Here is a 14,135-nt window from a genome sequence, read left to right as displayed (position 1 = left end):
GTCGGACGGTCGATGACCGCGCTCCTGCACTGGCGGCGAGTTCCGTCATGTGGAATCAGATTTCCGCGTGTGTGACAGTTAGCACCACTGGCGAGCCGGTTGTCAATAGCATGTGGTGGCGCTACTCGCGAGTCACGTTCCGAAATAGCAGGTTAAAATTCCATGATGAGGAATGCCTTGCGTTACGCTCGGCATCAGACAGGACACGGCGACCAGCAAGGAGCCCCGCCACATGACCTCCGACACCGGTGCTCAGACACCCGCAGTAGGCGACGACACCACTTCGGCGACCTTCGACCTGGTGGTCCGCGGCAAGCAGACCCTGACCACCGCGGGGATCGTCGCGCGGGAGATCGGCATCCGGGACGGTCGGGTCGTGGCCATCGAGCCGCTGGGGAGCGGACTGTCGGGTAGCGAGGTCATCGAGCTCGCCGACGATCAGGTGATGATCCCCGGGCTCGTCGACACGCACGTGCACGTCAACGAGCCGGGGCGCACGGAGTGGGAGGGCTTCGACTCGGCGACGCGCGCCGCCGCGGCCGGTGGTGTCACGACCCTCATCGACATGCCGCTCAATTCCATCCCACCCACCGTCGACGTCGATGCGCTGGCAGCCAAGCGCGCTGCCGCGCAGGGCAAGACCCACATCGACGTCGGTTTCTGGGGCGGCGCGATCCCGGGTAACGAGAACGACCTGCGCGGCCTGCACGACGCCGGCGTCTTCGGATTCAAGTGCTTCCTGCTCCACTCCGGTGTCGACGAGTTCCCCCATCTCACCGCCGACGAGATGGAAGCCGACATGGCGAAGTTGGCCGAGTTCGACTCGCTGATGATCGTGCACGCCGAGGACTCCAGGGCCATCGACGAGGCGCCGTCTGCAGACGGTGACGAGTACACCCGATTCCTGGCGTCGCGTCCTCGTGGTGCGGAGAACCTGGCGATCGCCGAGGTCATCGAGCGTGCGCGGTGGACCGGCGTGCGCGCGCACGTGCTGCATCTGTCGTCGTCGGACGCCCTGCCGATGCTGGCCACCGCCAAGCGTGACGGCGTCAAGATCACCGTCGAGACGTGCCCGCACTACCTCACCCTGCTGGCCGAGGAGGTGCCCAACGGTGCGACCGCGTTCAAGTGCTGTCCGCCGATCCGCGAGGCAGCCAACCGCGAGCTGCTGTGGGAGGGATTGCTCGACGGCACCATCGACTGCATCGTCTCCGACCACTCGCCCACGACCGCCGAACTCAAGGACCCCGAAGGTGGCGATTTCGGTATCGCGTGGGGCGGCGTGGCCTCCCTGCAGCTCGGCCTCTCGCTCATCTGGTCCGAGGCCAAGAAGCGCGACATCGGCCTGCCCCAGGTCCTCGAGTGGATGGCCTCGCGTCCGGCAGATCTCGCCGGCCTGCCGACCAAGGGGCGGATCGCCCTCGGCTGCGACGCCGACTTCGCCATCTTCGAGCCGGAGTCGGCTCAGATCGTCGATGTGCACCGACTCCACCACAAGAACCCGGTTAGCCCGTACGACGGCCGCGCCCTCGCCGGTGTGGTCACCGGCACGTGGGTGCGCGGTCAGCGCGTGGACTTCACCACCCCCAAGGGGCGCATGCTCCGCCGCGGCGACGTCTGACCGACCCGCCCCCATACCTCGCCGTCGCGACTCCGGTCGCGGCGGCGAGTTCCATTTCCGGGTGTGTCGCCCCGGCGTCGACGCGGGGCGGCCGAGCGTTCGCGGGTGAAGCATCACCCGCGGATGCACGTTCGGGCCGCGGTGAGCGAGCAGGTATGTCCCCACCCAACAACGAACGATGCCCCCGACCGCGTGGTCGGGGGCATCGTGTTCGGGGTGGATGACGGGACTCGAACCCGCGACAGCCAGGATCACAACCTGGTGCTCTACCAACTGAACTACATCCACCATCGGCGTCGGTGACCAGGCGATGAACACCGGGTCGCTGAGCCAGGAACCTACTCTAGCCGGTCGGTACCGGGGAACTCCAATCGGTTACGGCCGCGCGTGTTCACGCAGGTCCGAGATCGTCGACGATCGTGGCGAGCTTGTCGGTATCGGGCCCGGGGGCCGCGACGAAGGCTGCGGAACGGTAGTACTTGAGCTCCCGGATGGACTCGCGGATGTCGGCGAGTGCCCGGTGTGCCAAGCCCTTCGCCGGCTGACCGTAGTAGATCTTCGGGTACCAGCGGCGAGTGAGTTCCTTGATCGAGCTGACGTCGACCATCCGGTAATGGAGGTAGGCGTCGAGCTCCGGCATGTCGCGGGCGATGAACCCGCGGTCGGTCGCGATGGAGTTGCCCGCCAACGGCACCGCGCCCGCGGTCTTCACCTGCGTACGGATGTAGTCGAGGACTGCCTTCTCAGCCTCGGCCACCGTCACCGTCGACGCACGCACCTCTTCGGTGAGCCCGGATGCGGCATGCATCTTGGTCACCACGTCGGGCATCGAGGCCAGGTCCTCGTCGGATGCGTGGATCACGATGTCCACTCCGTCGCCGAGGATGTTGAGCTCACTGTCGGTCACGAGCGCTGCGATCTCGATCAGCTTGTCCGACTCGAGGCGCAACCCGGTCATCTCGCAATCGATCCACACCAGTTTGTCCTGCACCCGACAACCTTAGCCAACGCCCTCCGACAGCTATTGTCATTGCAGGCGAGTGGGGGACGTCCCGCTGCGCTGCACACATCCGTCGTCGCAGTCTCGTCATGACATCGACCCCCTCGAGAGGACTCGTCCGTGACCTCCGCCGATCCAACTCCCGTCGACAGCTCGCCGACCACGCCTGCGCAGCAGATCGCCGCCGGATACGCCTTCTCCGGTGCCGCACTCGAGGTCGGCACCGTGTCGATCGACGGCCAGGTCGACTCGACCGCCCGCGTGCGCATCCCGCTGGCGATGATGAACCGTCACGGGCTGGTCGCGGGTGCGACCGGCACCGGCAAGACCAAGACGCTGCAGGGGATCGCCGAGCAGCTGTCGGCGAACGGGGTGCCGGTCGTCATGGCCGACATCAAGGGCGACCTCTCCGGACTCAGCCAGGTGGGCACCTCGAACGACAAGATCGTCGAGCGCGCAAGACAGACCGGCGACGACTGGCAGCCGACTGCGTTCCCGACCGAGTTCGTCTCGCTCGGTTCCACCGGCATCGGAGTGCCGATCCGGGCCACCATCACGTCCTTCGGGCCGATCCTGCTCAGCAAGGTGTTGGGGCTGAACGAGACCCAGGAGTCGACACTCGGACTGATCTTCCATTGGGCCGATGCCAAGGGGCTGCCACTCCTGGACCTCAAGGATCTGCGCGAGGTCATCAAGTACCTGACCAGCGACGAGGGCAAACCCGAGTTGAAGGCGATCGGTGGGGTCTCGAGCCAGACCGCCGGGGTGATCCTGCGCGCGTTGACCAACCTCGAAGGCGACGGTGGTGACACCTTCTTCGGCGAGCCGGAGATCGAACCGGCGGATCTCTTGCGTCTGACGACCGACGGACGCGGCATCATCACGCTCTTCGAGCTCGGCGCGCAGTCGTCGCGACCCGCGCTGTTCTCGACGTTCCTGATGTGGATTCTGGCCGATCTCTTCCAGTTCCTGCCCGAGGTCGGTGACATCGAGAAGCCCAAGCTGGTCTTCATCTTCGACGAGTCGCACCTGCTGTTCGCGGATGCGTCGAAGGCGTTCAAGGAGCAGGTCGTGCAGACGGTGAAGCTGATCCGTTCGAAGGGTGTCGGCGTCTTCTTCTGCTCGCAACTGCCGACCGACATCCCCAACGATGTGCTGTCGCAGCTGGGCGCCCGCATCCAGCACGCACTGCGGGCGTTCACCCCCGACGATCAGAAGGCGTTGTTGAAGACGGTGAAGACGTACCCGGTATCGGAGGTCTACGACATCGAGAAAGCGCTCACCTCGTTGGGAACCGGTGAGGCGATCGTGACGGTGCTCTCGGAGAAGGGGGCACCGACACCGGTCGCATGGACGGTCGTGCGACCGCCGCGGTCGTCGATGGATGCACTCGGTGCCGAGGGCATCACGGCTGCGGCGAAGGCGAGTCCGCTCTACGCCAAATACGGCCAGACCATCGATCGGGATTCTGCCTACGAGCGCCTGACGGCCAAGGCGGCCCCGCCGCCCGAGGCCGCGCCGGAGATCCCCACGCAGGCACCGGCTCCCGCGCCGGCCCCGACTCCGCAGTCGCAGCCCCAGGAAGCCGGCATCATCACCGAGGTGCTGACGTCCAAGCCGATGCAGAGCTTCCTGCGGTCGGCGGCGTCGGCAGCGGGGCGCGAGTTCAGCCGGGCGATCTTCGGTACAGGTCGCAAGCGTCGTCGCTAGGCCTGCGGCTGCGTCTAGTTCTGGCCGCGGTGCGCGTGGGACTCGGCGTCAGGACGGACATGGCGTCGAGTACGGGTATGGCGTCAAGTACGGACTCGGCCTACGCCGGCAGGGGGTCGGTGACCGCGCTGGATGGTCACTCGCCGCCGAGTTTGCGATAGAAGCCGCCGACGATCGGGGCGACCACGGCACGCGGGCTGTACCCGCCGGCCACCGACATCGCCTTGGACATCGCGCCGGGGACGACCCGCATCTTGTTGTGCGCCAACGCGTCGAGGCTCATCTCGGCCACCTTCTCGCTGGAGTGCCAGAGGAAGTCGGGGACCATCTTGTCGACGATCGACTGGTCCTCGGGAGCCGGGGTCTCGGTGCGTACCGGCCCGGGCGCCAGCAGGGTGATGTGCACTCCCTGGCCGGACACCTCGCCGCGCAGTGACTCGCTGAAGGTGTTGACGAAGGCCTTGGTCGCGGCATAGGTCGCGTTGTTGGGGATCGGCATGTTCCCGGCTGCCGACCCGACCATCAGGATCCCGCCGGACCGGCGCGCGACCATCTGGGGGAGCACCGCGAGGGTGAGGTCGTGGACCGCGGTCACGTTGAGTCGGACCTGCGCGCGCTCGTAGTCGGAGTCGAGTTCGGCCACCGGGCCGAAGGTGGCGATGCCGGCGTTGTTGCACAGGATCGAGATCTCCCGGTCGGCCAGCTCGGCGGCCAGGACCTCGACGTCGGTGGGCTCGGAGAGATCGACCGCCCGGACCTCTGCGGTGACGCGGTGCCGACCGCGCAGTTCTTGGGCCAGCTCTTCGAGGATCTCGCCGCGGCGGGCCACCAGGATCAGCGAGTGTCCCCGTGCGGCCAGGGTCCGCGCCAGGGCCATCCCGATGCCGGAGGAGGCGCCGGTGACGACGGCGCGGGAGGATTCGGACGGCGCGGGTACTGGCATGCCCCGATCGTAGCGGGGGTGGATCAGTCGGCGGTCAGACGGAAGACGCGGATCTCCCGGTCGGTGCGTCCCCGATACGTGGTGTACACGTCCACCAGTTCCTCGAATGCCCCATAGACCCGCTCGCGTTCGGCGCCGTCGAGCAATTTCGCGCGTGACGCGATCTCGACGGCGCCGATGGTGACCCAGCATCGGCTGTCGGACAGAAGGTTCCACGTCCAGGCCGGATGGTGGCCCTGGCCGAAGTTCGATCCCACGACGAAGATGTCGGGGTCCTCGCGGTGGTAGAGCAGCGGGGACGTCCGACGTTCGCCGGAGTGTCGTCCGATGGTCGTGACCAGCACCGTCGGTGCGCCGATCGGACCGAGAACGGTCAGGCGGCCGCGGGAGGCACGCAGCAACGCCCGGTCGAGTCCGGCGGTGTGGCGAAGGGTCCACGAGCCGATCGGTGTCCTCGCAAAGGCGACTGCCCCGCGACGCAGCGGATTCGACTCGTTGCCCCAGCGGACATCGGGATACGGCGAGACCATGCTTCGCTCCTCACCCGATGCCCGTGCATCGGCGCTCGACGAGACCAGAGAATTGTCCCCTTCCGCCGTCGAACCGACAAGGGGCGGGCGAACACCAGGCAGTCGGTGTCGACCACCGACACCGACTGCTGCAGATCGACGGTCAGGCGATACCCGCGGCGACCTCGGTGCCCTGTCGGATCGCACGCTTGGCATCGAGCTCGGCGGCGAGATCGGCGCCACCGATCACATGGGTGGTCACACCCGCGACGGTCAGGGGGTCGACCAGCTCGCGGACCGACTCCTGGCCCGCACACACGACGATGTTGTCGACCTCGAGGATGCGTGTCTCGGTGACGTTCCCGTCATCGTCCCGAAAGCTCAGATGCAACCCCTGGTCGTCGATCTTGTCGTAGGACGCGCCGGAGATCTGTTCCACACCTTTCATCTTGACGGTCGCCCGGTGTACCCATCCCGTGGTCTTGCCGAGCCCCTTGCCCTGGCGGCCGGACTTGCGCTGGACCAGGAACACCTCACGCACTGCGGGGAGCGGCCGCGGCTTGGTGACGAAGCCGGGCTTGGACAGGTCCTCGCTGACGCCCCACTCCTGTTCCCACTCCTTGAGGTTGAGGGTCGGCGATTCGTCGACGGTCAGGAACTCCGTGATGTCGAATCCGATGCCGCCGGCGCCGATCACCGCGACCCGCTTCCCGATCTCGCGCTGTCCGAGCACCGCGTCGGCGTAGGACATGACCATGGGGTGGTCGATACCCGGGATGGTCGGCACACGTGGGGTGACACCGGTGGCGACGATGACCTCGTCGAACTTCTTGTCGATGATCTCCTCGGCACTCACCTTGGTGTTGAGATGCACCGTCACGCCGGTGATCTCGAGCTGCCGGGTGAAGTAGCGGATGGTCTCGGTGAACTCCTCCTTGCCCGGGATGCGGGCCGCGATGGAGAACTGGCCGCCGATGTGTTCGCCTGCCTCGAAGAGGTCCACCTTGTGTCCGCGCTGCGCACTCGACACCGCAGCCGACAACCCGGCGGGTCCGGCCCCGACGACGGCGACGCGCTTGGCCCTTCGGGTCTGTCCGAGTGTCAGCGTGGTCTCACGCCCGGCCCGCGGATTGAGCAGGCACGAGACCTTCTTGCCGACGAAGGCGTGGTCGAGGCAGGCCTGGTTGCAGCCGATGCAGGTGTTGATCTCGTCGGCCCGTCCCTGCTCCGCCTTGTTCGCGAAGTCGGGGTCGGAGAGCATGGGGCGTGCCATCGAGATGGCATCGACGCGCCCGCGTTCGAGGATCTCCTCGGCGATCTCCGGGGTGTTGATCCGATTGCTGGCGATGAGCGGGATGCTCACCTCGTCGCGCAGCCGCTCGGTGAACTTGACGAATGCGGCACGCGGCACCGACGTCACGATGGTCGGGACGCCGGCCTCATGCCACCCGATGTCGGTGTTGATGGCGTCGACACCCAGTTCTTCGGCCCTGCGGGCGAGCAACGCGATCTCGTCCCAGGTCTGCCCTTTGCGGACGAAGTCGGCGATCGACTGGCGCAGGATGATCGGGAAGTCGCGGGGCACCCGCTTGCGGATCTCTTTGATGATCTCGACCAGGAAGCGCTGCCGGTTCTCGGTGCTGCCGCCCCATTTGTCGGTGCGGTCGTTGGTGTGGGGGCAGAGGAACTGGTTGATGAGATAGCCTTCGCCGCCCATGATCTCGATGGCGTCGTAGCCTGCCGAGCGCGCCAGTTTGGCCGAGCGGCCGAACGACCGGATGACGTGCCAGATGATCGCCTCGGTCATCTTGAGGTGCTTGAACGGGTGGATCGGCGAGGGCTCCGATCCTGCGGCGACCTTGAACGGGGTGTAGCCGTACCGACCGGCGTGGATGAGCTGCATGGCGATCTTGCCGTCGGCGTCGTGGACGGCCTTGGTGATCCGGCGATGCCGCTGGACGTCGACGATGTTGGTCATCTTGCCGGCGAAGGGCAACAACAGACCGGTGCGACTCGGCGCGAAGCCGCCGGTGATGATCAGGGCGACACCGCCTTTGGCCCGTTCTGCGTAGTACGCGGCGAGCTTGTCGGTGTCCCACAGCCGGTCTTCGAGGCCGGTGTGCATGGAACCCATGACGAGGCGGTTCTTCAGCGTGGTCCCACCCAGTTCGAGTGGTTCGAACAATCGGGGATAGTGCGGGTTCGCGGTGGGCTGCGCCGATGGGGCTGACATGGGCATGACCTCTCGTCTCGGGTCAGTCGGATGACCGGTCGGTGTGGGATGGGCTGGCGGACAGTTCTTTCTGGAGTGCGGCGATGACCTCGTCGCACCAGTCGATGAACCCCTCCTCGACGCGGACGCCACCGCGGAGGACGAGGTATTGGTGCAGGCGTCGACCCGACAGTCGGTCGGGATCGGGGTAGTCGTCCTTCTCGAAGCCCTGGTAGAGGTGCAGGCGCGCGACATGCAGCTCGCGGTGACGCTTCATCTCGGCGACGACCTCCGCGAGGTCGCCGTGTTCGGTGGCGCGCAGCTTGACACCGAGGTCGTCGCGCAGCTGCTGGATCGGTGTCGGTGTGGACACCCACTCGCGCAGCGCTTCTCGCCCGGCGGGAGACAGGGAGTAGACCTTCTTGTCCGGCCGGCCCTCCTGGACCACGGGTTCGTAGCTGACGAGGCCGTCGACGTGGAGCTTCTTCAGCGTCCGATAGATCTGCTGGTGGGTCGCCGACCAGAAATGGCCGATCGACCGGTCGAACTGTCGGCCGATCTCGTAGCCGGTCCCCGGCCGCTCGGCCAGCGACACCATGATCGCGTGCTCCAGCGCCATGCGGCGACGATACCAATGCATCTGCGCACAGTGCAACAGTGTGCATATGCACTCAGTTGTGCATGACCCGACGGGTAACCATCAGTTCGGGCCCACCGCGGACAACGAACGGCCGGCGAACCGGTGGTGCGGGATGGTGGTGTCGGCCACCGGCGACGAGTTGCGATGCGGAGCCGGTGCCACGCGGTGAACTCTCCCGTCGACGAGGTCGTACACGTCGTCGGCACCTGCGGCGACAGTTCGATCGTGTGTGATGACCAGAACGGTGCGGTCCGCACAGCGCACGCGTATCGCGGACATGAGACGAGCCGCGCTCGCGTCGTCGAGGTTGGCGGTGGGCTCGTCGAGTACGACGATCGGGGAGTCACGCAGCAACGCGCGGGCGATGGCGAGCCGCTGCCGTTGACCACCCGACAGGGTCAGCCCGTCGTCGCTGAGCGGGGTGTCGTATCCCTCCGGGAGTGCCGCGACGAACTCGTGCGCGTCGGCGGCGCGCGCGGCGTCCTCGACCTGCGCCCTGGTCGCCTCGGGCCGCCCGTAGGAGATCGCCTCGGCGATCGTCATGGCTGCGATGGTGGGGGATTGGGGCAGAAGGGTCACCTGATCGCGCAACGAGGTCCGCGTCACCGACTCGAGGTCGGTGCCGTCGATGTGGATCGCGCCCGCATCGGGGTGCTCGAAGCCGGTCAGCAACGCCGCGAGCGTCGACTTGCCCGAGCCGCTCGGACCGGTGAGCGCCGTGACCCGACCGGGCCTCAGGTCGAGCGACACGCGATCGAGGATCGTCGTCTGCCCACGCCGGAAGGTGACCTCCTGCACGTGGATTCGACCGGGACCGGGGAGGAGGTCGACAGCATCCTCGGTGTCGGTGTCCGACGTGGGGCTGTCCAGGATCTCGGCCAGACGCTCGGCGCTGACCAACGCCGAGGCGACCGAGAGGCGTAGATCGGCGATCTCCTGCATACGCGGGTAGAGCATGCCCAGATAGCCGGTCAGGGCCAGCAGTTCTCCGACGCTGAGCGCGCCCTGACGGACCTGCCAGACGCCGGTCACGGCGATCGCCAGCGTGACGACGACCTCGGCGAGGCCCAGGACCGAGCCGAAGCCCACCTCGATCCGGGTCTGCATGAGTCGCGCCACCAGCCAGCGCACCCCGTGTCGATGGAGTCGGTCCCGCTCGCGGGGCTGCTGGTTGTAGGCGGCCGCCGTCTCGTGGCCGGTGATGGCCGAGCCGACGGCGACCGAGATGTCACTGATCGCTGCGCGCTCGTCGCGAGTGGCCCGCGACTGTCGGCGCCCGAAGAATGCGGAGACGCCCCACAGGATCGGCACCGCGCAGAGAGCGACGACCGCCATCGGCCAACTCATGACGAGGGCGGCGGCCACGAGACCGATGGTGCTCAACGCCGCGACCGTCAGCTGCATCAATCCGGAGCCGATGAGATGCTCGACTGCTTCCAGATCGCCGGTGGAGCGAGTGATGAGATCTCCGACCCCGAAACGGCGGTGCGTGAGGGGCGCCAGTGTCTGCAGATGCCGGAAGAGGTTGTCGCGTAGTCGGAGGACGACACGCTCGGAGACGCCGACCGCGGTCACCTGTCCGAGATAGTCGGCTCCGGTGGAGAGAGCGGTGATCCCGATCCAGGTGGCGGCGACGGTGGCAAAGGCTGCGATGCCGTGCGCGGCGAGAGTTCCGTCGATGACGTCGGCGAGCACGAAGACCGCGACGATCTGACCGGCCGCGGCGGCGATCAGGAGAACCGCGGCGACGGCCAGGCGGCGGCCTTCACCCTGCAGGTGCACGCGGAACCGCCGCCAGGCGGCGAGGAAGGTCATGGGGGTGGTGGCAGGCGCAGTCATCGGGGCTCTCGTATCGCTGGAGACGACTGTTCCGGGGCCCGGCCCGGGCCCCGGAACAGTCGGGGGTGTGGTGCGAGTGATCAGTTCCAGACCCAGACCCAGCGATGCTCGCGCGGGCGCCACACCCGGCGACGGCGACGCTGCTGACGCGGTGCGGCGCCGGGCTGCTGACGGTTCTGGTTCGGCTGCTGTGGCAAGGGAATTCCTCCTGTGTATCGGTCGGCGTCGATGCCGACTCCACAGAAGTTATGGACCGGTACTGGTGAGGCCCTTGGCTTTCGCTGGCAGTTGACTGTCAGAGCGGAACCGTACTGGTCAGGACAACAATGCGACGCCGGCCCAGATCAGCGCGCCCACCTTCAGGACCTCGGCCGCGATGTACACCAGGTGTGCCCGACTCCGTTTCCCGTCGTCCGTCCCAGCCAGCACGGCATCGGAGCGTCGGGTCAACACCGGACGGATGAGGAGCAACTGCGCGGCGAGCACACCGACGGCGACTCCAGTGGCCACGAGAACCGTTGTACTCGGCCATGACCCGACGATCACCGCGCCGACCAGGGCAATCGCGGCCACCGACTCCAGCGCGTTGAGCCCTCGGAAGACGAGTCGGCCGATCCCGAGTCCGATGGGCACGGTCACACCGGGCGCGCGGAACTTGAGCGGTGCCTCCATGAACGAGATGGACACCACCATGCCCAGCCAGAGGAAGACGACAGCGGTGGCCAGAGCGGCGGTGGCGGACATGACGACCAGTCAATCACCGGCACCAGCCGAGGTGAAGATCAGTGCGCCAGTTTGAGTCCGACCACCGCGCCGACGATGACGAGGATGAGTCCGATCTTGAGCAGCGAGACGGCTTCGGTGCCGGTGACCATCGCATATGTGACAGTGAGCGCCGCGCCGATACCCACCCAGACCGCGTAGGCGGTGCCGGTCGGCAGATCCCGCATCGCGTAGGCGAGTCCGGCCATCGACGCAACGAGCGCGACGCCGAAGACGATTGACGGAGTGAGACGGGAGAAGCCCTCGGAACGACCGAGTGCGGTGGCCCAGACGGCTTCCAGCACACCGGAGATGACGAGTACGACCCAGGACATGACGGACCTCCTGGCTCCGTCTTGTCGCTGGCCGGGTACGGTGCCGCTCGTCCGGTGATCGTCGTCGATCACCTCCGAGGCTAGCAACGATGGGCTGTCGGGGTGGTGACCTTGCTCTCCGGTCGTTTCGGACCGAGACGATCCGAGCGCGGGCATGATCGGGGAATGCGCGCTGTTCGATGGAATCCGCCCACCCCGCCGGAACGGGCCGCCCGCCCCCGGAGTGATCCGCCGATGCCGGCGGTACGGCGTGTCGAGGTCGGTCGCCACGGGCCCGAGGACGTGATCTGGTCAGACGACGGGCGTGTTCTCACGGGCACCGACGACGGGGCGATCCTGGCGGTGGACCCGCACACCTCCGATGTCGAGGTGCTGACCTCGACCGGTGGTCGGCCGCTGGGTCTCGACCGAGGGCCCGACGGTTGGTTGTACATCTGCGACCACGACCGGGGCGTGCTGCGATGGCGGGCAGGCCTGTCCGAACCCGAGTTGCTGGTCGGCGAGGTCGGTGGTCGCCGTGTGCATTTCGCCAGCAACGTCGCGGTGGCGCAGGACGGATCGTTCGTCTTCAGTACCTCGACGCAGCGATACGGCCTCGACGACTGGCTCGGCGACATCATGGAGCACAGCGGCACGGGCAGGTTGCTGCGCTGTGGGGTCGACGGGCAGGTCGAGGTGCTCCTCGACGACCTGCAGTTCGCCAACGGTGTGGTCCTCGCGCCCGACGAGAGCCATGTGCTGGTGGCGGAGACCGGTGCGTATCGCGTCACCCGTCGGTGGCTGTCGGGCCCTCGCGCCGGCTCCACCGACCGGGTCGTCGAGAACCTGCCCGGGTTCCCCGACAACATGTCGGTCGGCTCCGACGGTCTCGTCTGGATCGGCATGGCGGCGCCGCGGAATGCGTTGCTGGACAGGCTCGCGCCTCGACCACCGTGGATGCGGCGACTGATCCACGCCCTCCCGCACGCGCTGACCCCCAAGCCACCCGACCAGGCGTGGGCGCTGGCGATCGACTTCGACGGGGAGGTCCGGGTCGATCTCCAGACCGACGCGCCCGGGTACCGGATGGTGACGGCCGTCGCCGAACACGACGGTGTGCTCGCGCTCGGCGGCGTCGAGGAGACGGCGATCGGCATCGTCGATCTGCGCGGGGTGGGCGACTGACGTCGTCGAGTCCCCGGGATCTTCTCGGGCCCCAAGGTGCGGCACGACCAATGGTCATGCCGCACACTGATCCCCATGACGACGCGGGAACGGGAATCAGGATCGATGTTCCGATGGACGCCGGTGGGGACGGGTGGGGTCATCGCACCCGGTGAGCGCCTGACCTGGCCGCGGACCATCGGCATCGGGCTGCAGCATGTGGTGGCGATGTTCGGGGCAACCTTCCTGGTACCGGTGCTCACCGGCTTCCCACCGTCGACCACGCTGCTCTTCTCGGGTGTCGGCACCATCCTGTTCCTGCTGATCACCCGCAACCGACTGCCGAGTTACCTCGGATCGAGCTTCGCGATCATCGCCCCGGTGCTCGCCGCGACCGCCTCCAACGGTCAGGGTGCGGCGTTGGGTGGCATCGTGGTCGTGGGCGCATTGCTGATCGTGATCGGCATCGTCGTGCACGTTGCCGGCACGGGCTGGATAGAGGCGCTGATGCCGCCGGTGGTCACCGGCACGATCGTCGCCCTCATCGGCCTCAACCTGGCGCCGACCGCCAAGACGAACTTCGAGAAGGACGCGATCACGGCGACGGTCGTGCTGGTCCTGCTGATCCTGTGCCTCGTCCTCTTCCGAGGGCTTCTCGGTCGACTGGCCATCGTGGCCAGCGTGGTGCTCGGTTATCTGCTCGCGCTGGTCCGTGGTGAGGTCGACACGGATGCGATCGGGGCCGCCTCGTGGGTCGGGCTGCCCGACTTCCACGCCCCCAGCTTCCACCTGTCGGTGATCCCGATGTTCTTGCCGGTGGTCCTGGTCCTGGTGGTCGAGAACATCGGGCACGTCAAGTCGATCACCACGATGACGGGCATCGACTACGACAAGCGCATCGGGCGGGCGTTGGCCGCCGACGGTCTGGCGACCGTGCTCGCGGGCAGCGGCGGTGGTTCGGCGACGACCACCTACGCGGAGAACATCGGTGTCATGGCCGCCACCAAGGTCTACTCGACGGCGGCGTACTGGGTCGCCGGTGTCGCCGCAGTCGTGTTGAGCATGTCGCCGAAGGTCGGAGCGGTGATCGCGTCCATCCCGGCCGGTGTGCTCGGTGGTGTGACGACTGCTCTCTACGGGCTGGTCGGCGTCCTCGGTGTGCACATCTGGGTGAGCAACAAGGTGGACTTCGCGAAGCCGATCAACCAGTTCACCGCGGCCATCCCGCTCGTCATCGGCATCGCCGACTTCACCTGGGTTCTCGGCGATCTCAACTTCGGCGGCATCGCGCTCGGAGCGCTCGCCGCACTGGTGATCTACCACGCGATGCGTCTGATCGGTGGACTGCGCGGAACGGTGACCCCCGACCGCACCGAGGACGTGTCGGCTCGGACTACGGAGTGAGCCGGCGAGATCCAGGT

The 14,135-nt window shown here is 67.2% G+C and carries 12 protein-coding genes, 1 tRNA gene and 1 riboswitch; of the genes, 4 read left to right on the top strand and 9 right to left on the bottom strand.

Annotated elements, in window-relative coordinates:
• Positions 1-232 precede the first annotated feature (232 nt).
• On the top strand, positions 233-1,621 hold the full coding sequence (gene allB / locus GS4_RS14550; RefSeq protein WP_007621814.1) for an allantoinase AllB: 1,389 nt from the start codon (positions 233-235) through the stop codon (positions 1,619-1,621).
• A gap of 215 nt (positions 1,622-1,836) precedes the next feature.
• Here allB and GS4_RS14545 read toward each other — a convergent pair.
• A tRNA-His gene (locus GS4_RS14545) sits at positions 1,837-1,909 on the bottom strand.
• A gap of 103 nt (positions 1,910-2,012) precedes the next feature.
• A complete protein-coding gene (orn, locus tag GS4_RS14540; protein ID WP_007621813.1) occupies positions 2,013-2,612 on the bottom strand; it encodes an oligoribonuclease in 600 nt (199 codons plus the stop codon).
• 129 nt (positions 2,613-2,741) lie between these two features.
• Between orn and GS4_RS14535 the strand changes: the two genes are divergently transcribed.
• A complete protein-coding gene (locus GS4_RS14535) occupies positions 2,742-4,331 on the top strand; it encodes a helicase HerA-like domain-containing protein (RefSeq protein ID WP_007621812.1) in 1,590 nt (529 codons plus the stop codon).
• A gap of 136 nt (positions 4,332-4,467) precedes the next feature.
• Here GS4_RS14535 and cmrA read toward each other — a convergent pair whose 3' ends face one another.
• The 7 genes from cmrA to GS4_RS14500 all read right to left on the bottom strand — a co-directional run bounded on the left by cmrA (position 4,468) and on the right by GS4_RS14500 (position 11,571).
• On the bottom strand, positions 4,468-5,274 hold the full coding sequence (gene cmrA / locus GS4_RS14530; protein WP_007621811.1) for a mycolate reductase: 807 nt from the start codon (positions 5,272-5,274) through the stop codon (positions 4,468-4,470).
• Between the two features lie 23 nt (positions 5,275-5,297).
• The gene (locus GS4_RS14525) at positions 5,298-5,804 is read right to left on the bottom strand and encodes a nitroreductase/quinone reductase family protein (protein ID WP_007621810.1); all 507 of its coding nucleotides are present in this window, start codon (positions 5,802-5,804) and stop codon (positions 5,298-5,300) included.
• Between the two features lie 142 nt (positions 5,805-5,946).
• Positions 5,947-8,016, bottom strand: coding sequence for an NADPH-dependent 2,4-dienoyl-CoA reductase (locus GS4_RS14520; RefSeq protein WP_007621808.1), 2,070 nt, complete (start codon positions 8,014-8,016; stop codon positions 5,947-5,949).
• A gap of 22 nt (positions 8,017-8,038) precedes the next feature.
• Positions 8,039-8,614 carry a PadR family transcriptional regulator gene (locus GS4_RS14515; protein ID WP_007621806.1) on the bottom strand — a complete coding sequence of 192 codons (576 nt, stop codon included), beginning with the start codon at positions 8,612-8,614 and terminating at the stop codon, positions 8,039-8,041.
• An 81-nt stretch (positions 8,615-8,695) separates the two neighbouring features.
• Positions 8,696-10,474 (bottom strand): ABC transporter ATP-binding protein, encoded by a 1,779-nt coding sequence (locus GS4_RS14510; protein ID WP_007621805.1) that lies wholly within the window; start codon positions 10,472-10,474, stop codon positions 8,696-8,698.
• 315 nt (positions 10,475-10,789) lie between these two features.
• Positions 10,790-11,218 (bottom strand): hypothetical protein, encoded by a 429-nt coding sequence (locus GS4_RS14505; protein WP_007621803.1) that lies wholly within the window; start codon positions 11,216-11,218, stop codon positions 10,790-10,792.
• A gap of 38 nt (positions 11,219-11,256) precedes the next feature.
• Positions 11,257-11,571, bottom strand: coding sequence for a DMT family transporter (locus tag GS4_RS14500; protein ID WP_007621800.1), 315 nt, complete (start codon positions 11,569-11,571; stop codon positions 11,257-11,259).
• A 10-nt stretch (positions 11,572-11,581) separates the two neighbouring features.
• A riboswitch (guanidine-III (ykkC-III) riboswitch) is annotated at positions 11,582-11,646 on the bottom strand.
• 90 nt (positions 11,647-11,736) lie between these two features.
• On the opposite strand from GS4_RS14500, the gene GS4_RS14495 reads away from it, so the two are divergent.
• Positions 11,737-12,735 (top strand): SMP-30/gluconolactonase/LRE family protein, encoded by a 999-nt coding sequence (locus tag GS4_RS14495; protein ID WP_245555676.1) that lies wholly within the window; start codon positions 11,737-11,739, stop codon positions 12,733-12,735.
• Positions 12,736-12,840: 105 nt separating this feature from the next.
• Positions 12,841-14,118 (top strand): uracil-xanthine permease family protein, encoded by a 1,278-nt coding sequence (locus GS4_RS14490; protein WP_007621796.1) that lies wholly within the window; start codon positions 12,841-12,843, stop codon positions 14,116-14,118.
• Positions 14,119-14,135: the final 17 nt, after the last annotated feature.

This window comes from Gordonia soli NBRC 108243, assembly GCF_000334455.1.
Lineage (GTDB): Bacteria > Actinomycetota > Actinomycetes > Mycobacteriales > Mycobacteriaceae > Gordonia > Gordonia soli.
The sequence above is the reverse complement of the archived record's forward strand: the minus strand, read 5'-3'. Positions and strand labels throughout refer to the sequence as shown.